The 17,224-nt window shown below is 56.8% G+C and carries 19 protein-coding genes; all 19 read left to right on the top strand.

What is annotated here, in order from left to right:
- The first annotated feature begins 19 nt into the window (after window positions 1-19).
- The 19 genes from rpe (at window position 20) to purH (ending at window position 17,137) form a co-directional block, all read left to right on the top strand.
- Window positions 20-685: a ribulose-phosphate 3-epimerase gene (gene rpe, locus KSX58_RS04660; RefSeq protein WP_033499463.1), complete on the top strand. Its 666-nt coding sequence runs from the start codon at window positions 20-22 to the stop codon at window positions 683-685.
- A gap of 29 nt (window positions 686-714) precedes the next feature.
- Window positions 715-978, top strand: a complete 264-nt coding sequence (locus KSX58_RS04655) for a phosphoribosyl-ATP diphosphatase (protein ID WP_033499464.1) — start codon at window positions 715-717, stop codon at window positions 976-978.
- A gap of 51 nt (window positions 979-1,029) precedes the next feature.
- Window positions 1,030-1,881 (top strand): ATP phosphoribosyltransferase, encoded by an 852-nt coding sequence (hisG, locus tag KSX58_RS04650; RefSeq protein WP_003809302.1) that lies wholly within the window; start codon window positions 1,030-1,032, stop codon window positions 1,879-1,881.
- A gap of 13 nt (window positions 1,882-1,894) precedes the next feature.
- Entirely contained in the window at window positions 1,895-2,506 is a 612-nt protein-coding gene (locus KSX58_RS04645) for a CDP-alcohol phosphatidyltransferase family protein (protein ID WP_003809300.1), read from the top strand.
- A gap of 7 nt (window positions 2,507-2,513) precedes the next feature.
- Window positions 2,514-3,485, top strand: coding sequence for a DUF881 domain-containing protein (locus KSX58_RS04640; protein WP_011743176.1), 972 nt, complete (start codon window positions 2,514-2,516; stop codon window positions 3,483-3,485).
- Complete coding sequence (locus KSX58_RS04635) at window positions 3,485-3,817, top strand: small basic family protein (RefSeq protein ID WP_003809295.1); 333 nt, start codon at window positions 3,485-3,487, stop codon at window positions 3,815-3,817. Before KSX58_RS04640 ends, KSX58_RS04635 begins: the two co-directional genes overlap by 1 nt.
- A gap of 6 nt (window positions 3,818-3,823) precedes the next feature.
- Window positions 3,824-4,651, top strand: coding sequence for a DUF881 domain-containing protein (locus tag KSX58_RS04630; RefSeq protein ID WP_080863216.1), 828 nt, complete (start codon window positions 3,824-3,826; stop codon window positions 4,649-4,651).
- A gap of 161 nt (window positions 4,652-4,812) precedes the next feature.
- Window positions 4,813-6,846, top strand: coding sequence for a threonine--tRNA ligase (thrS, locus tag KSX58_RS04625; protein WP_038444446.1), 2,034 nt, complete (start codon window positions 4,813-4,815; stop codon window positions 6,844-6,846).
- A 113-nt stretch (window positions 6,847-6,959) separates the two neighbouring features.
- A complete protein-coding gene (gene pgsA / locus KSX58_RS04620) occupies window positions 6,960-7,622 on the top strand; it encodes a phosphatidylinositol phosphate synthase (protein ID WP_003809290.1) in 663 nt (220 codons plus the stop codon).
- A 129-nt stretch (window positions 7,623-7,751) separates the two neighbouring features.
- A complete protein-coding gene (locus tag KSX58_RS04615; RefSeq protein ID WP_003809285.1) occupies window positions 7,752-8,507 on the top strand; it encodes a YebC/PmpR family DNA-binding transcriptional regulator in 756 nt (251 codons plus the stop codon).
- A 6-nt stretch (window positions 8,508-8,513) separates the two neighbouring features.
- Window positions 8,514-9,095: a crossover junction endodeoxyribonuclease RuvC gene (ruvC, locus tag KSX58_RS04610; RefSeq protein WP_003809282.1), complete on the top strand. Its 582-nt coding sequence runs from the start codon at window positions 8,514-8,516 to the stop codon at window positions 9,093-9,095.
- A gap of 47 nt (window positions 9,096-9,142) precedes the next feature.
- A complete protein-coding gene (gene ruvA / locus KSX58_RS04605; protein ID WP_021913305.1) occupies window positions 9,143-9,760 on the top strand; it encodes a Holliday junction branch migration protein RuvA in 618 nt (205 codons plus the stop codon).
- 11 nt (window positions 9,761-9,771) lie between these two features.
- Window positions 9,772-10,845 carry a Holliday junction branch migration DNA helicase RuvB gene (gene ruvB, locus KSX58_RS04600; RefSeq protein ID WP_033499467.1) on the top strand — a complete coding sequence of 358 codons (1,074 nt, stop codon included), beginning with the start codon at window positions 9,772-9,774 and terminating at the stop codon, window positions 10,843-10,845.
- 56 nt (window positions 10,846-10,901) lie between these two features.
- Window positions 10,902-11,315, top strand: a complete 414-nt coding sequence (gene yajC, locus KSX58_RS04595) for a preprotein translocase subunit YajC (protein ID WP_217735733.1) — start codon at window positions 10,902-10,904, stop codon at window positions 11,313-11,315.
- 115 nt (window positions 11,316-11,430) lie between these two features.
- Entirely contained in the window at window positions 11,431-12,012 is a 582-nt protein-coding gene (locus KSX58_RS04590; protein ID WP_217735734.1) for an adenine phosphoribosyltransferase, read from the top strand.
- A 51-nt stretch (window positions 12,013-12,063) separates the two neighbouring features.
- Window positions 12,064-13,251 carry an ADP-forming succinate--CoA ligase subunit beta gene (sucC, locus tag KSX58_RS04585; protein ID WP_003809275.1) on the top strand — a complete coding sequence of 396 codons (1,188 nt, stop codon included), beginning with the start codon at window positions 12,064-12,066 and terminating at the stop codon, window positions 13,249-13,251.
- A 1-nt stretch (window position 13,252) separates the two neighbouring features.
- The gene (gene sucD / locus KSX58_RS04580) at window positions 13,253-14,176 is read left to right on the top strand and encodes a succinate--CoA ligase subunit alpha (protein WP_055680292.1); all 924 of its coding nucleotides are present in this window, start codon (window positions 13,253-13,255) and stop codon (window positions 14,174-14,176) included.
- Entirely contained in the window at window positions 14,173-15,561 is a 1,389-nt protein-coding gene (locus tag KSX58_RS04575; RefSeq protein WP_046999700.1) for a DUF6350 family protein, read from the top strand. Before sucD ends, KSX58_RS04575 begins: the two co-directional genes overlap by 4 nt.
- Complete coding sequence (gene purH / locus KSX58_RS04570; RefSeq protein ID WP_046999716.1) at window positions 15,509-17,137, top strand: bifunctional phosphoribosylaminoimidazolecarboxamide formyltransferase/IMP cyclohydrolase; 1,629 nt, start codon at window positions 15,509-15,511, stop codon at window positions 17,135-17,137. The genes KSX58_RS04575 and purH overlap by 53 nt, the downstream gene beginning before the upstream one ends.
- Window positions 17,138-17,224 lie beyond the last annotated feature (87 nt).

The raw sequence follows: 17,224 nt of genomic DNA, 5'->3' as shown, positions 1-17,224 counted from the left end.
CTTCCATAGAATGAGAACCATGACTATTCAAATCGCACCTAGCATCCTGTCCGCTGACTTCTGCAATCTGGAACGTGACCTTAAGGCCATTTCCAACGCCGATCTCGTTCACGTGGACGTGATGGACCATCATTTCGTTCCGAATCTGACGTTGGGTGAGCCGATTGTGGCTCGCATCTGCCAAGTCACTGACCTTCCGGTCGACGTGCATCTGATGATCGAGGATCCGGACCGTTGGGCTCCGGAATACGCCAAGCTTGGTGCGGCTTCCGTCAGCTTCCATATGGGAGCGACGCATGCTCCGGTTCGTCTTGCGCGTCAGCTGCGCGACATGGGCTGCAAGGCTTGCTTTGCGGTCCGTCCGGCCGAACCGGTCGAGCCGATCTTCGACATCCTTGACGAATTCGACATGGTGCTTATCATGACGGTCGAACCGGGCTTCGGCGGTCAGAAGTTCCTTGACAACCAGATGGCCAAGGTTCGTCGTCTGCGTGACGAAATCACCCGCCGTGGCCTGAAGACGAAGATCCAGGTCGATGGTGGCGTGAGCCCCAAGACCGCCCATATCGTTGCCGAAGCCGGTGCCGATGTGCTGGTCGCCGGTTCCGCCGTGTACGGTGCCGAGAATCCGGCCGAGGCTATCGACTCCATCCGCGAGAAGGCCGAAGCAGCCTTCAAGGCGTGAACGCCCACCATACAAGGAAGCATACGAATATGAAGACTTTTGAATCGCTGTTCGCGGAATTGAGCGAGAAAGCCGCCGCCAAGCAGGCCGGTTCCCTGACCGTCGATGAGCTTGCCAAAGGCACGCACTTCATCGGCAAGAAGATTGTCGAAGAGGCTGGAGAGACCTGGATCGCCGCCGAATATGAGGGTGCTGATCGCACGGCCGAAGAAATGAGCCAGCTCATCTACCATCTGCAGGTCATGATGATCGATCGTGGCATCACACTCGAGGACATCTACAAGAACCTGTGAGAAACCCGGGGCCATGCCAGTTGAAGGTGTGGCCTTTTTTAGAGGAGAAACATGCTAAGAATCGCTGTGCCTAATAAGGGCATGCTGTCCGAACCCGCTTGGAACATGCTGGCGGAAGCCGGCTACCGTTTGAGGAGCAACCCTCGCCAGTTGGTCGTGGAGGATCCCGACAATGATGTTGAGTTGTTCTACCTGCGTCCCCTCGACATTGCGGTCTATGTCGGTCGCGGCACCATCGACGTTGGAATCACCGGGCATGATTTGCTCGTGAACTCCGGCACCGATGCGGAGGAGCATATGCAGCTTGGCTTCGGAGCCTCCACGTTCCGTTTCGCAGCCCCGAACGATTCGCCGATTACCAAGCTTGAGGATATTGAAGGCAAGCGAGTCGCCACCACATTCGACAAGCTCGTACATGACTATCTGGTCGAGCATGGCATCAACGCGGAAACCGTGCACCTTGACGGCGCCGTCGAATCGTCCGTCCAGCTTGGCGTCGCCGATCTGATCGCCGATGTGGTTTCCACAGGGACCACTCTGCGTAATGCGGGACTGCGCATTTTCGCTGAACCGCTGATGCACTCTGAAGCCGTATTGATTCGTTCCCCTCGTCTTGAGGCGGATGACGAGCGTCTGACGATTCTGAGCAGGCGTCTGCAAGGCGTGCTCACTGCCCAGCGTAATGTGCTTATGGACTACGACATTCCGGTCGAGAAGGTGTCCGCCGCAGTGGATATCACTCCGGGTTTCGAAAGCCCGACGATTTCGCCTCTGCATGATAAGCAGTGGGCGGCTGTGCGTGTGGTGGTTCCGAAGGCGAAGGTGAACCAGCTTATGGACCAGTTGTATGAAGTTGGTGCCCGTGGCATAATAGTCACCGCGTTGCAGGCTTCGAGAATGTAGTGTAGCTCGTAATATGAGCAAACTGATTATTAAGAAGCAATACAGTCCGGAACCGCGAGACATCTATTTCACGGTTCCGAACTTCATCAGCCTGCTGAGAATCATTTCGATTCCTTTTATCGCGATGCTGGTCTCTCATCACAGGATGGTGACCGCCTTGGTCGTGCTTGCGCTATCGGCGATATCCGATGGTTTGGACGGACTGATCGCCAGATCATTCAATCAGGTGAGCAAAATCGGGCAAATTCTCGATCCGATTGCCGATCGTCTGCTGATCTTCTGCAGCATTCTTGCTTTGGGTGTGGCGAACATCATTCCATGGTGGATGCTGATCGTCGTCGGTCTGCGAGATTTGATCATGGCTGTTCTGATACTGGTTTTGGCGCAGCACGATTATGGCCCATTGCCTGTTCATTTCGTAGGCAAGGCCGGTACCGCGATGCTGCTTATCGCCATCGTCGCGTTGATCTTCGCCGACATCTGGTCCAACTCCGCTGCGGATACACTGCATCTATGCGGTCTTGCCACCGGAATCTGGGGCGTTGGACTGTATTGGCTTGCAGGGTACATCTACATGCGCCAAGGCATCCAACTGTTGAAGAACGATACAAACAGCAAGGATTGACGCATATATGAAGTCCGATGCTCCACGTTTCGCGTCGTTCCCCGTTTCCCCGGAGAACGTACCCACAAAGCATCGTGCCATTTTTTCGTCATCCTTCGCCGGCCTGTCATCCCATCATGTGCAACCGGCCTCCATGCCCGCCATGCCGCAACGCCATAGACATGTCGATGACGATTCGCTTCGGCTTATTGACGATTTGACCAATCGTCCGATGGACGTCCTGTATTCGGACTCCCGCCTGGCCACTAAAAAACGTTCGGCGGTTTCGATTTGGGCCACCAGGATTCTGGTGTTCCTCATCTGCATCGCTGTGGGTGCCGCGGGAAGCGTTTTCGTGCGCCAGCTGAGCACTGACCCACGCAAAGAAGTACGCAAGCAGTTGGCAAGCCAGCTGACCGAACAAACGAAGCGGGTCGGCGACCTCACCAAGGACGTCAACGACTTGCGGTCGCAAATCGAATCTGAATCGGAATCCTTGGCAAGCTGGTCCCTAAACCAGACGATGCAGGATGATGAAATGGTCAATGGAACGCTTCCGGTGCAAGGGGAAGGCATTGTCCTGACCGTAGCCAACCCGCTTTCCGTCAGCGGTGACAATGCCGACTCCTCACTGCCAAGAGAAAATGGCAGCCAGGTTCGAGTCGTCACCGATTCCGATTTGCAGCTGCTTGTCTCCTTGCTATGGCAATCCGGAGCGGAGGCGATCGCGATCAACGGCAACCGCCTTGGCGTGCAAACCTCGATTCGAACCGCCGGATCGACGATTCTCATCGGAGTCAATTCGGTGCAAAGCCCATATCGAATCGAGGCGATAGGCAATCAGGCGACCTTGGCGAAATCGGTAAGCAAGACAACGCAGAAACAACTGTATGACGATTTCAAAAAGGCCGGCATCTATCCGCAGATAAGCAAAAGCAAATCGATTACACTTGATGCTGCAGTGGCTGGCGACACGACGCATGTGAGGAAGGACAAGTAATGGCAGCTGTCTTGGGACTTATCATCGGCGTGGTAATCGGTGTATTCGTTCGTCCGGACATCCCCATCGAGCTCCAACCGTATCTGCCGATTATGGTATTGGCCGCGTTGGATGCGTTGCTAGGCGCCGCACGCGCGTATTTCCAACGCAGCTTTTCCGATAAAGTGTTCGTGATCTCCTTCTTCTCGAATGTCATCACCGCAACGCTGCTGGTGTTCCTCGGCAACCAGTTGGGAGTCGGCTCCCAGCTGCAGACCGCAGTGATCGTAGTGCTCGGCATACGAATCTTTACCAATGTGTCCTCCATTCGACGCTTCATCTTTAAAGGTTGATGCGGTATGAGCGGACAAGACGCGAACAGCAAGGACATGCTGTCCAGAATCCATGAGCAGAGGGTCAAGGACCAGAACAATGACAGCACCCAAACCGGTGCGTTCCCCATGGTCAAGGCCAAGAAGCGAATCTCACTTGATGCGAAGGTCACACGAACCCGACTGTATTCCAGCATTCTGGTCACGATATTGTGCGCCTTGCTTGGCTTCGGCTATGTGATCCAGATAAACAACACGACATCCACCTATGAGACGATGAGCGAAGATGAATTAACCAAGCTCATCAGCGAGACCAACGCTCAGGTCCAAAAGCTCGAACAGCGTAAGAACGAACTCTCCAGCCAGCTGAACGCTTTGAAAGACACCGCGGACAAAAATGAGAAGGCCGCGGAAATCGCCAAGCAGAACGCGCAGACCAACGGCATCCTATCCGGCCGTCTCGCGGCTACGGGAGAAGGCGTGGTCATCCGCATATCGCAGGGTTCCAAACAGAGGATTGACTCCGCGATATTGTTCACGTTGCTTGAGGAATTGCGCAACAGTGGTGCCGAGGTCATTGAGATCAACAATGTCCGCGTGGTAACCAGTACTTACATCAGTGGCACGGCCGGCAGTCTCGTCTGCGATGGCACCAAACTGAAATCCCCATTCACCATTCGCGCGATCGGCGACAGCGACAATCTGCAGAACGCGGTCAATCTGGCCGGTGGCGTCGGGTCGCGGCTCAAAGTGAAGTATGGCGCTACGGTATCGGTCAGCCCCTCTGACAAAGTGATGATCAAGTCCACACGTCAGGCTCCGCAGTATACATATGCGCACGTCATCGGACAGTAAACGGTAAAGGACCTTTCCTTTCGCGACATTCAATCAGCGTTGTTCTTCCGTTCACCGAAATGGCGTGCCGTTGTCTGCGCTTGACCCTATCTTGTTCATCGTTGATATATAGTCCAGGCCTGCACATTGGTAACGCGGACCCCGATAGCAAAGGACAACTCATGGCTGAACAGACCATCTCCATCACACTCAACGGCGAAAAGAAGGAGGTGGCGGCAGACCAGACCGGCGTCCAGCTCTTCTCCGACGACAAGAACATCATCGCGGTGCGTTTGAACGGCGAACCCCGCGATCTCTATACCGAGCTGCACGACGGCGACGTTGTGGAACCCATCGCGCTCGATAGCGAGGACGGTGTGGCCATCATGCGCCATTCCGCAACCCATGTCATGGCCCAGGCCGTGCAGGAGATTCGCCCTGACGCCAAGCTTGGTGTTGGACCGGTCATCAAAGACGGCTTCTACTACGATTTCGATGTCGAGACCCCTTTCACTCCGGAGGACCTCAAGGAAATCGAAAAGCGCATGCAGCGCATTATCAAGTCCTCCCAGTCCTTCCGCCGCCGCGTGGTGACCGAGGAAGAGGCTCTTGCCGAGGAAGCCGACCAGCCCTACAAGCTTGAACTTATCAAGGATAAGGAAGCGCATCTTGACCCGGAAGCCGCCACCGAAATCAGCGGCAAGGAACTGAGCTTCTACGATAACGTCGACCGTGAAGGCAATGTGGTTTGGAAGGACCTGTGCCGTGGTCCGCACCTGCCGAACACCCGTTACATCAAGGCGTTCAAGATAGAGCGTTCCGCCGCCGCATACTGGCGCGGCAGCGAGGCCAATCCGATGCTGCAGCGCATTTACGGCGCCGCCTTCGCCACCAAGGAGGACCTGAAGGCATACCAGACCCGTCTGGAGGAGGCCGCCAAGCGCGACCACCGCAAGCTCGGCGCGGAAATGGACCTGTTCTCCTTCCCGGATGAGATCGGTCCGGGCCTTGCCGTCTTCCATCCGAAGGGCGCGGCCGTCATCAACGCCATGGAGGACTACTCCCGTGAGATGCACCGCAAGCACCACTACAGCTTCGTGCAGACCCCGCACATCACCAAGGGCGGCCTGTATGAGACCTCCGGCCACCTGCAGTGGTACAAGGACAGCATGTATCCGCCGATGCGTCTGGACGAGGAGAAGGACGAGAACGGCAACGTCATCAAGCAAGGCTTCGATTACTACCTGAAGCCGATGAACTGCCCGATGCACAACCTGATCTTCAAGTCCCGCCAGCGTTCCTACCGTGAGCTGCCGCTGCGCCTGTTCGAATTCGGCACCGTGTACCGTTATGAGAAGTCCGGCGAAGTGCATGGCCTGACCCGCGTGCGCGGCTTGACTCAGGATGATTCCCACATCTACTGCACCCGCGAGCAGATGAAGGACGAGCTTAAGAGCCTGCTTACCTTCGTGCTCGGCCTGTTGAAGGACTTCGGTCTGGATGACTTCTATCTGGAGCTGTCCACCAAGGATCCGCACAAGTACGTCGGTTCCGACGAGATTTGGGAGGAAGCCACCAACACGCTGGCCGAGGTCGCCAAGGAATCCGGTTTGGACTTGGTCGACGATCCGTGCGGCGCAGCCTTCTACGGTCCGAAGATCTCCGTGCAGGCCCGTGACGCCATCGGACGTACCTGGCAGGTGTCCACCATCCAGCTCGACTTCAACCTTCCGGAACGTTTCAAGCTCGAATACATCGCCGCCGATGGCACGCACCAGCGTCCGGTGATGATCCACCGCGCGCTGTTCGGCTCCATCGAACGCTTCTTCGCGGTGCTGCTTGAGCATTACGCGGGCGCCTTCCCGGCGTGGCTCGCCCCGGTCCAGGTGCTTGGCGTGCCGGTCGCGGACGAGTTCGCCCCGCACCTGCAGAAGTTCATCGCCAGCTTGGAAGAGGAGACCGTCCGTTGCGAGATCGACCTGTCCGACGATCGCTTCGGCAAGAAGATCCGCAACGCATCCAAGTCCAAGGCGCCGTTCATCCTCATCGTCGGCGAAGAGGATATGAACAACAACGCGGTCAGCTTCCGCTTCCGCGACGGCAGCCAGTTGAACGGCGTGCCGGTCGATGAGGCGAAGGCGAACATTCTGGCCGTAATCAAGAAGCGCGTCCAGGTCAACACCGCAGACGACTTCAAGGCCGCCCTCGCCGACTGAGCGAGACCGGTGGCAACAAGTCGCACGCGACCATGAACCGTGAAACGGCGCACGAATCTCGACAAGAGGTTTGTGCGCCGTTTCTCATTTTCTCATCGAGAAGGAAGTAACACATGCTTGAGCATCTTCGTGCGCCGTTCAAAAAACTCATCGAGCCAATAGCCAAAGCGTTGATCGCCATAGGACTGACCGCCAATGCGGTGACGGTGATTGGTGCTGTCGGCACCATCGTCGTGGCCATCGCCACCGGTGTGACCGGATGGCTATTTGGGGGAGCGGTTGTTCTGACTCTGCTTGTGCTTGCCGATTCGTTGGATGGCTCGATCGCCGCGCTTACCACGGGTGGGACCGAATTCGGGGCTTTTCTCGACTCCACGCTCGATCGCATCGCTGATTGGGCGATGCTCGTAGGCGTGATCATCTTCTTTCTTATGCATCGTGACTGGTGGCATACGGCCATCGACAACACGCCTGACTATACGAGCATGATCGGTATCGCCGCCGCCGCGGTGGCCGTGATGACATCGTTCGTCACTTCATATGCCCGTGCTCGTGCCGAATCAGTCGGCTATGAGGTGAAAAACGGCATCGCCACTCGTGCCGATCGCTTGACCATCATTCTGGTGGGCATGGCCATCACCGGATTGACGCGTCAGGGATTGTGGCTCGCCATCGCCATGATACTGTTGGCCGGATTGGGATTAGTCACCGTATTCCAACGCATCTTCGAAGCCAAGCGCCAAATGGTCATAGGGGAGAAAACATATCGGCGGTAGTCACAGCCGGGGCAGACCCCATCCAAAAGTTCGAAAAGCGAAATGCCACAGGTTCGTATTCGGCATTTTGTCGGCGAACCGCTTTAGAATCATTTCGTTTGAAACATCCGCAACCTGCCTAGGAGCATTATGTCAGGTCATTCCAAGTGGGCGACCACCAAGCACAAGAAGGCCGCCATCGACGCGAAGCGCGGCAAGCTGTTCGCCAAGCTGATCAAGAACATCGAGATCGCAGCACGTATGGGTGGCGGCGATCCCGACGGCAACCCGTCCCTGTATGACGCCATCTACAAGGCCAAGAAGGCCTCCATGCCGGCCGACAACATCAAGCGCGCCGTCAAGCGTGGTTCCGGTGAGGAAGCCGGCGGCGCCAACTATGAAGACATCGTGTACGAGGGTTACGCCCCGGCAGGTGTTGGCCTGATCATCGAATGCCTCACCGACAACCGCAACCGTGCGGCCGCCGACGTGCGTTCCACCCTGACCAAGGGCAATGGCTCCCTGGCCACCACTGGTTCCGTGAGCTTCAACTTCGAACGCAAGGGACAGATCGTTGTTCCGGCCGAAGGCGTTGACTTCGACAACCTGTTCGAGAAGGCCGCCGAAGCCGGTGCCGAAGACGTGACCGACGATGGTGAGGTATTCACCGTCATCACCGATCCGTCCGACATGATCGACGTGCGCAAGGCTCTCCAGGACGCCGGTTTCGATTACGATTCCGCTGATCTGGTCATGATGCCGAAGAACGAGGTCGAGCTGAGCCTTGAGGATGCCCAGAAGGTCTCCAAGCTCATCGACAACCTCGATGATCTGGACGATGTCCAGAACATCTACTCCAACTGGACCGCCTCCGACGAGGTCATGGCCCAGCTTGACGAGGAGTAATCCAGCGTGATTATTCTTGGCGTCGACCCCGGGCTGACTCGCTGCGGGGTCGGCGTGATTGAAGCCGGCGCATACCGCCGGCTTTCTTTTATCCACGTGGATGTGGTGCGTTCCGATCCAAAAACCTCCCAGGATCTGCGTCTGCTGGCCATCTACAACGGCTTGGTGGAAAAAATCGAACGATTTGCTCCCGATGCGGTGTCCATCGAACGAGTGTTTGCGCAAGAAAACCGTAACACGGTGCTGGGAACCGCACAGGCGGCAGGGTTGGCGATGCTCGCTGCGGCGCAACGCGGCATTCCTGTAGCGTTGCATACGCCGACGGAATCAAAGCTTGCAATCACCGGCAACGGCAAAGCAGAGAAAATCCAGATGGAACGTATGGTGGCGCGGATATTGGGCTTGAACACGCTGCCAAAGCCGGCTGATGCGGCTGACGCGCTGGCTATTGCGATCTGTCACGCGTTGCGTCCGGCTGGTGCGCTGCAAGGCGGCGAACGCGAACAGCATCTCACGGCGGCGCAACGACAGTGGGCGCAGGCTTCGCAAAAAGCAGCGCGCAGACAAGGCGTCCGCAGAGGCATGTAAGCTGTATCGAACAGATGTTCTAGACCTGTGCGAAGGAGACGTCCATAATGATTGGCATGCTACGTGGCCATGTGGAGTCGGTAGACGCCGTATCGGCCATTATCGAGGTCGGGGGAGTCGGCTACGAGGTCAGGATGCCATCCGCCGACTTGGCTTCCATGCACGCCGGCCAGGAAATCAAGGTCTACACTTCGTTGAATGTGTCCCAGGACGCCATCACTTTATTCGGCTTCGGCACGCTGGCCTCGAAACGCATGTTCCTGCAATTGCAGAAGGTCAGTGGCATCGGACCGAAAGTCGCGCTATCGTTGCTGTCCACTTTGCCTCCCGATCGACTTGCGAGGGCTGTGGCGGATGGTGATGCCACTGCGTTGGCCAAGGCTCCGGGATTAGGCAAGAAAGGCGCGCAGAAAATCATCCTCGAACTGAAAGGTTCCATTGATCTGAGCCAGATCGAGGGTTCTTCCGCAACCGCTTCGACTCCTGAAGACACTGGGGCCGAACAGGTCGTCGAAGGTCTGATGTCTTTGGGATGGCACCAGCAGGACGCTGTCCATGCGGTGCAGACGGTCTGCGCCGATAATCAAATCGAGACGCCGTTGAACGCCGAGGATGTTCCACGCGTGCTGAAGCTCGCGCTGACATCGTTGGATAGAGGTAGATGAAACGGACCATTATGACGAACACTGATACATTCGAACAGCCGAACACCGGGGCGAACGAGGAATCCCTCCGTATGGTTTCCGCCGCACCCGTCGGCAACGAACCGGTCAGCGACGAGGAGCTTCGTCCTCATATCCTCGAGGGATTCATCGGACAGCCAAGACTCAAAGCGCAGTTGCAGCTTTTCCTCGATGCTGCTCGAAAACGTGACGTTCCTCCGGACCATATCCTGCTTGCGGGGCCTCCGGGACTTGGCAAAACCACTTTGGCCATGATTGTGGCCAATGAATTGGAAGTTCCAATCCGCGTCACTTCCGGTCCCGCCATCCAACATGCTGGTGATTTGGCTTCGATTCTGAGTTCGCTGGACGCCGGCGAGGTGCTCTTTATCGATGAGATCCACCGTCTGCCCCGTGCCGCCGAGGAACTGCTGTACATCGCCATGGAGGATTTCCGTGTTGATGTGATGGTCGGCAAAGGCCCTGGAGCTTCATCCATTCCGCTGACATTGCCTCGGTTTACGGTTATCGGTGCCACCACGCGAGAGGGCATGCTTCCCTCGCCGCTGCGTGCGCGGTTCGGTTTCACGGCGCATCTGGATTTCTACCCGCATGAGGAGCTTGAAAAGCTGATTGAGCGTTCCTCCGCAGTGTTGGGAATCCAGTTGGAGGACGGGGCCGCTCGCCAACTGGCCATGCGTTCCCGCGGCACGCCGAGAATTGCCAACCGCCTGCTTCGTCGTGTTAGGGATTGGGCCATCGTGCACGATCTCGAATCGGTGCGTCCCGATGATGTCAAGGAGGCGTTGGCGCTTTATCAGATCGATACCGAAGGTCTTGACCGTCTGGATATAGCAGTGCTTAAGGCCATCGTCACCAATTTCAACGGAGGCCCCGTCGGCTTGAACAATCTGGCGGCCATGGTGGGCGAGGAGTCGGAAACTGTGGAAACGGTATGCGAACCGTATCTGGTACGTGAGGGCTTCCTCATCCGCACGCCGAAAGGCCGCGTGGCCACGCGCAAGGCATGGGAGCATCTTGGTATCACTCCCGACGAATCCGCATATGATGTCAATAAGATGTCATAGACTTCACATCTTGAGTAATGTGTTCCGGTTGAGACCCTGACTCCGAGGAGTTTATTTTGGATATCCTTTTTCTCGTTGTTCTTATCGTTGTAATGTTCGGCATGATGTTCTGGCAGTCCAAGAAAGCCAAGCAGCAGCAAGCTGAACGTCAGAATTTCCGTTCTAGTCTGCAGCCCGGCACTGAAGTGATCACCATCGGTGGCATCATCGGCAAGGTCGTTTCCGTCGATACGGAATACGAGGAGATCGTCGTTGATTCCGAAGGATCGCAACTGCGTTTCGGCTTCAACGCCATCAGCCGTGAATATGTCCGTCCGGCATACGTGCATGATGATGAGGTCGATGAGAACGGCAATCCGCTATCCAAGGAAGACGAGCCCGACCAGAAGCCTGTCGTCGACGCGACTGAAGAGCCCGCACAGGATACCGATGTTATTCAGCAGCCCATTGACGAGCAGAAGAACGATTGATTTCTTTGATTTTTAGACGGCGAAAATCTCATTTTTGAGGTTTTCGCCGTTCTTTTTCGCACGGGAAACCTATAATTCAAAGTGCCGTAAACCAAGGTAGAAGGAAACCACTGTCATGGCAGCATCGGATATCACCGTTTCGGGCTTGAACAAAGTTGGAGCCGAAGACGCAGCATATCTTGTATCGAAAATACGTACTATTCCGGGCTTTCCGAAGGAGGGCATCCTATTCCGCGATTTCATGCCGGTGTTGGCTGATGCGCGCGCGTTCGGTATTTTGATGGGGGCCCTTGAAGCGGCATTGCCAGTAGACGTCGATGATTTCGACATGGTCGCCGGCCTTGAAGCCCGTGGATTCCTGTTCGGTCCAGCGTTGGCCGCCCATCTCGGAAAGGGGTTTATCGCGGTCCGTAAAGCCGGCAAATTGCCTCCAGAAACCATGTCGCAAAGCTATGACCTCGAATATGGTCAGGCGTCAATGGAAATCGAAACCAACGTTGTCCATGAGGGAGTGCGCGTATTGATCGTCGACGATCTGATCGCCACCGGTGGAACCGCCAATGCGGCGCGTAGCCTCATCGAGAAGTGCGGAGGCGTCGTTGCTGGATTCAGCTTCGTCATGGAACTTACCGGTATTGACGGCATGAAATCGCTAGGCGATTATCCGACAAGCTCGCTGGTGTGCATGCCTGCCTGATAACTCCGTTTTCGTCAACCATTCAGAACAAACAACCAAAGGGAATGATCCATGGATCTCTATGAGTATCAAGCCAGGGAATTGCTCGAAGAACAGGGTATCCCGACTCCTAAGGCAATATTCGCCCAGAACTCCCATGAAGTCGCCGAAGCGGCCGACCAGATTGGATATCCCAATGTGATTAAGGCGCAGGTGAAGATTGGACACCGTGGCCAGGCCGGCGGAGTCAAGCTCGCCAAGACCCGTGACGAGTCCATTCTCGCGTCGGAAGACATTCTGCCGATGACCATTCACAAGCACAAGGTCAGCGGCGTGCTGGTGGCCGAGGCGAAGAACATCCTTCACGAGTATTACGTCTCCATCTCAGTGGACCGGTCCTCTCGTGATTTCGACGTGCTCGCCACTGCGAATGGCGGTACTGAGGTTGAGGAAATCGCCAAAGAGCATCCGGAATCCGTGAAGCGTCTGCATATCGATGCTCTTGACGATTTCGATTTGGAAGCGGCCACCAAGATGGCTGAAAGCATCGGCTTCTATCATGCCGATGTTGATCAGGCCGCGCAGATTCTGCTGAAAATGTGGCGTTGCTTCAAGGAGAACGACGCCACGCTTGTGGAAATCAACCCGCTTGCAAAGATCGGCGATCCGGATGACGAATCTTCCAAGTCGTTGTGCGCGCTGGACGCCAAGATCTCCCTTGATGACAATGCATCGTTCCGCCATGATGGTTGGAAACGTTTCACCGATCCGATTCATGTCGATCCATATGAGCAAAAAGCCCGCGAACATGGACTGCATTATGTGCATCTCAAGGGTTCCGTCGGTGTGATCGGCAATGGTGCGGGACTCGTCATGAGCTCTCTTGACGCGGTGTCAGGCGCAGGCGAGGATCAGGGCACGAATGTCAAGCCCGCAAACTTCCTCGACATCGGCGGAGGCGCTTCCGCCGAAGTGATGTCGAATAGTCTTGAAATCGTGCTGTCCGACCCGCAGGTCGAATCCGTGCTCATCAATGTGTACGGTGGCATCACCTCGTGTGAACAGGTCGCGAAGGGCATTCTCGAGGCGCTTGACGAACTTGGCAGCAGCAAGCCTATCGTCGTGCGATTCGATGGCAATGCGGCGGCGGAAGGTCTGAACATTTTGGCCCAAGCCGGCCGCGCCAACCTGCACGTCGCTCAGACCATGGAGGAAGCCGCACAGCAGGCCGCACGTTTCGCGGCCAAGGAGGTTCGCTGAAATGACGCTTTTCATTGAAGATGGCGCTCCGGTCATCGTCCAGGGCATGACCGGGCATCAGGGTATGACCCACACGGCCCGCATGCTCAAGGCCGGCACCAACATCGTCGGTGGCGTGAACGCCCGCAAGGCTGGGCTGGACGTCACCTTCCCTGAAGCCAAAAATGGCGAGGATGCCACCATTCACGTGTTCGCCAACTGCTCTGAAGCCATCGAAGCCACTGGAGCCAAAGCAAGCGTCGTGTTCGTGCCGCCGCGCTTCGCCAAGGACGCCGTCGTTGAGGCCATTGAAGCCGGCATCGAACTGATTGTCGTCATCACCGAAAGCATTCCGGTGGCGGACAGCGCGTATTTCGTCGAGTTGGCCTTGCGTAAGGGCGTGCGCATCGTTGGGCCGAATTGTCCTGGTCTGTTGACGCTGCCATCTTCTAAGGACGCCAAGGGCTGCAACCTCGGCATTATTCCAGATGGCATCGTGTCCCGCGGCCCGTTGGGTTTGGTGTCCAAGTCCGGAACGTTGACCTATCAGCTGATGGGGGAGCTGTCTGACATCGGTTTCACCGCATGCCTTGGCGCGGGCGGCGATCCGATCGTCGGCACGACCTTGCAGGAGGCTTTGGAAGCCTTTGAGAACGATGAAGCCACCAAAGCCGTTGTCATGATCGGCGAAATCGGTGGCAGCGCCGAACAGGACGCTGCCAAGTGGGCTTCCGAACATATGACCAAGCCCGTCGTGGCCTACATCGCGGGATTCACCGCGCCGGAAGGCAAGCAGATGGGCCATGCCGGCGCCATCGTTTCCGGCGGCAAGGGCACCGCGCAGGATAAGAAAGAAGCCCTTGAGGCCGTTGGCATCCGTGTCGGTCGTACTCCCGGACAGACCGCTGAAATCATGCGAGAGGTGCTCGCTTCCCAATCGCTATGATGACGAACCTGAAGTATTGGCTGAAAGGGCTTGCCGTCGCGGCAGTGTCCATGATTATTTACGCCGTTGCCTTGGGCTGCTATATGGCCCTAATGCTTCTGGTCATATCCATGGAAGAAGGCGGGGACAATCTCTCCGCCTTCTCGGTGCCTCTTACCGAGGCGTTGGTGCTGCTCAGCCAAGGTATCGGGTTCAAGACTGATGCCATCACGTTGACGATTGTGCCGTTGCTTTTGACGGTACTGCTTATCGCCCTTATCGCGCAGCTCGCCAGAAGATTCGGCACGAGTCTGCGTGGATTCGCGGCCGGTCTGGTCTTTTGGGAAGCCGTAAACATCTTCTTCGCCAGAAGCATAAATATCGAAATCGTTGATTCGATGACGATGATCGCCATCAAAACGGCGCTTGTTTTCATCCTCGGATATGCGGTCGCGGCGATTCCGAATGCGTCATGGACCCAAGCCTGTACCGAATGGATTCGATCTCATGTGTCATCGCCGGTGCGAAAGACCATGGTCATCGGTTCCGTCCTAGGGCTGCTGCTGGAGGCGGCGTATCTGCTGGTCGGTCTGATCGTCGTTGTTTTTTGGGCAATAAGCAATCAATCATCGATAGCGAAGCTATATGAACTTTCGGGCATGCAGAACGGGTCTCGTATTCTTACCACGATCAGTATGCTCGCATGGCTTCCGAATCTGATGATTTGGGCTGTCTCATGGACTTTCGGCGCCGGCTTCTCAATCGGCGATTTAGCCGAATTCACATTATGGACCGGACAGGGCGACGGGCTCCCCGCCTTGCCGCTTTTCGGTATGATGCCACAGGCGGTTGAGACGGATTGGGTGAGAATCGCGCTGATGTGCATACCATTGGCATCCGCTTTTGCTACCGGCATGGTCGTCATGTTGTTTAATAAGGGATTCCATATCAGAGTAGGTGAATCAGGACGGAACATCGACGTCAAACGCGTTGTGCTGAGTTTTGCCTATCCGATTGCTGCTTTTTCGATTACCAGCGCCGTCGTGTCCGTGGCTTCCAGCTTGCTGTTCGCCCTGGGAAACGGAGGTTTGGGGTCGAAACATCTTGCGCACGTCGGCGTAGACGTGATCGCGTCAACCCGTAAGGTGGGACAACCCACCGCCATGGGTTTGTTCTCCGCATGGCTACTGACTTTGGTGGCCGTGAGCATATTTTTCGCCATACGCTGGATGATGAAGCGTATACGCGAACGTGGAAAGAGGGAGACCGCCCCCGAATCCACGGAAAACAGCCGTGAGGAAACACGTGCGCTTCGCACGGTCGCCTCGAACAACAATAACAAGGAGGATCATGGTGACAACAACGAATCGAACGATACGACGGGCTCTGGTATCAGTCTTCCATAAGGAAGGCATCGAGGTGCTTGCCGAAGCGTTCATCAAGGCGGGCACCGAGGTGGTTTCCACCGGTTCCACCGCGAAGCGTCTGGCTGAGCTGGGTGTCAAAGTGACCGAGGTCTCCGAAGTCACTGGTTTCCCGGAATGCCTTGATGGCCGCGTCAAGACCCTTGACCCGCATATCCATGCCGGTATCCTCGCCGACATGACCAACCCCGACCATGCCTCCCAGCTCGAGAAGTTTAGCATCAAACCGTTCGATCTGGTGGTCGTCAATCTGTATCCATTCGCCGACACGGTCCGCTCCGGAGCTGACGAAGCCGCCACCATCGAAAAGATCGATATCGGCGGTCCGTCCATGGTGCGTGGCGCAGCCAAGAACAGCGCCACCGTCGCCATCATCACCGATCCGAACGATTATGCACTCGTCGCCTCCCGCATCGAGAACGGCGAGGGCTTCTCCCTTGATGAGCGTCGCTGGCTCGCAGGAAAGGCGTTCGCCCATACGGCCGCCTACGACGCCACCATCAACGAGTGGACCGCGAAGCATTGGCCGAAGCCGGCGTCCATCGAACAGCCGGTTTCCGAAGGCGAGACCGAAGTGAATGAGGCCAAGTTCCCGGCCACGTTCACCCGTACGTGGGACCGCGCGCACGTGCTGCGTTACGGCGAGAACCCTCACCAGCAGGCTTCGCTGTATCTGGATCCGCTCAACCAGAACGGCTTCGCACACGCTGAACAGCTTGGCGGCAAGCCGATGAGCTACAACAATTACGTCGATGCCGACGCCGCATGGCGTGCCGTGTGGGATTTCGCGCCTCAGATCGCCGTCGCAGTGGTCAAGCACAACAATCCATGCGGTCTGGCCATCGGCGCTACCGTGGCAGAGGCGCACAAGAAGGCGCACGCATGCGATCCGATGAGCGCCTATGGCGGTGTGATTGCTGCGAACAGCAAGGTCACCATGGAAATGGCCGAAAGTGTTCGTCCAATCTTCACCGAAGTCATCGTCGCGCCCGATTACGACGCCGATGCGCTTGAACTGCTCCAGACCAAGAAGAAGAACCTGCGTATCCTGAAGGTGTCTGAGCCTCCGAAGACCAAGACCCAGTTCCGTCAGATTGACGGCGGTCTGCTCGTGCAGTCCACCGATCTGATTGACGCTCCAGGCGACGATCCGAACGCGTGGAAGCTGGTTTCCGGCGAGCCGGCCGACGCTGAAACCGTCAGGGATCTGGTGTTCGCATGGCGTGCCATCCGGTGCGTCAAATCCAACGCCATACTTATCGCTCACGATCAGGCAACCGTAGGCATCGGCATGGGCCAGGTCAATCGTGTGGATTCCGCCAATCTGTCCGTCGAGCGTGCCAACACGCTGGCTGACGGAGCCAACCGCACCAAGGGAGCGGTGGCCGCGTCCGACGCGTTCTTCCCGTTCGCCGACGGTGCCGAGATTCTGATCAACGCCGGTGTCAAGGCCATCGTCCAGCCTGGTGGGTCCATTCGTGATGAGGAAGTGTTCGAGGCGGCCCGCAAGGCCGGCGTCACCATGTATGTGACCGGTACCCGACACTTCTTCCACTGAGTTCAGTGGAAGCGTCGACCGGCAAGCTGGGAGCGTCGCGGCGCGATAAATGACGTGGCGTCCGAAACCATTCGCTGGTTTCGGACG

Source organism: Bifidobacterium sp. MSK.17.10, assembly GCF_019129655.1.
Classification (GTDB): Bacteria; Actinomycetota; Actinomycetes; order Actinomycetales; family Bifidobacteriaceae; genus Bifidobacterium; species Bifidobacterium adolescentis.
This window is presented reverse-complemented; position numbering and strand designations above follow the sequence as displayed.

Bases quoted from the DNA above. Each gene is read 5' to 3' on its own strand.
- rpe (WP_033499463.1), top strand. From the start codon at position 20: ATGACTATTCAAATCGCACCTAGCATCCTGTCCGCTGACTTCTGCAAT.
- KSX58_RS04655 (WP_033499464.1), top strand. From the start codon at position 715: ATGAAGACTTTTGAATCGCTGTTCGCGGAATTGAGCGAGAAAGCCGCC.
- hisG (WP_003809302.1), top strand. From the start codon at position 1,030: ATGCTAAGAATCGCTGTGCCTAATAAGGGCATGCTGTCCGAACCCGCT.
- KSX58_RS04645 (WP_003809300.1), top strand. From the start codon at position 1,895: ATGAGCAAACTGATTATTAAGAAGCAATACAGTCCGGAACCGCGAGAC.
- KSX58_RS04640 (WP_011743176.1), top strand. From the start codon at position 2,514: ATGAAGTCCGATGCTCCACGTTTCGCGTCGTTCCCCGTTTCCCCGGAG.
- KSX58_RS04635 (WP_003809295.1), top strand. From the start codon at position 3,485: ATGGCAGCTGTCTTGGGACTTATCATCGGCGTGGTAATCGGTGTATTC.
- KSX58_RS04630 (WP_080863216.1), top strand. From the start codon at position 3,824: ATGAGCGGACAAGACGCGAACAGCAAGGACATGCTGTCCAGAATCCAT.
- thrS (WP_038444446.1), top strand. From the start codon at position 4,813: ATGGCTGAACAGACCATCTCCATCACACTCAACGGCGAAAAGAAGGAG.
- pgsA (WP_003809290.1), top strand. From the start codon at position 6,960: ATGCTTGAGCATCTTCGTGCGCCGTTCAAAAAACTCATCGAGCCAATA.
- KSX58_RS04615 (WP_003809285.1), top strand. From the start codon at position 7,752: ATGTCAGGTCATTCCAAGTGGGCGACCACCAAGCACAAGAAGGCCGCC.
- ruvA (WP_021913305.1), top strand. From the start codon at position 9,143: ATGATTGGCATGCTACGTGGCCATGTGGAGTCGGTAGACGCCGTATCG.
- ruvB (WP_033499467.1), top strand. From the start codon at position 9,772: ATGACGAACACTGATACATTCGAACAGCCGAACACCGGGGCGAACGAG.
- KSX58_RS04590 (WP_217735734.1), top strand. From the start codon at position 11,431: ATGGCAGCATCGGATATCACCGTTTCGGGCTTGAACAAAGTTGGAGCC.
- sucC (WP_003809275.1), top strand. From the start codon at position 12,064: ATGGATCTCTATGAGTATCAAGCCAGGGAATTGCTCGAAGAACAGGGT.
- sucD (WP_055680292.1), top strand. From the start codon at position 13,253: ATGACGCTTTTCATTGAAGATGGCGCTCCGGTCATCGTCCAGGGCATG.
- KSX58_RS04575 (WP_046999700.1), top strand. From the start codon at position 14,173: ATGATGACGAACCTGAAGTATTGGCTGAAAGGGCTTGCCGTCGCGGCA.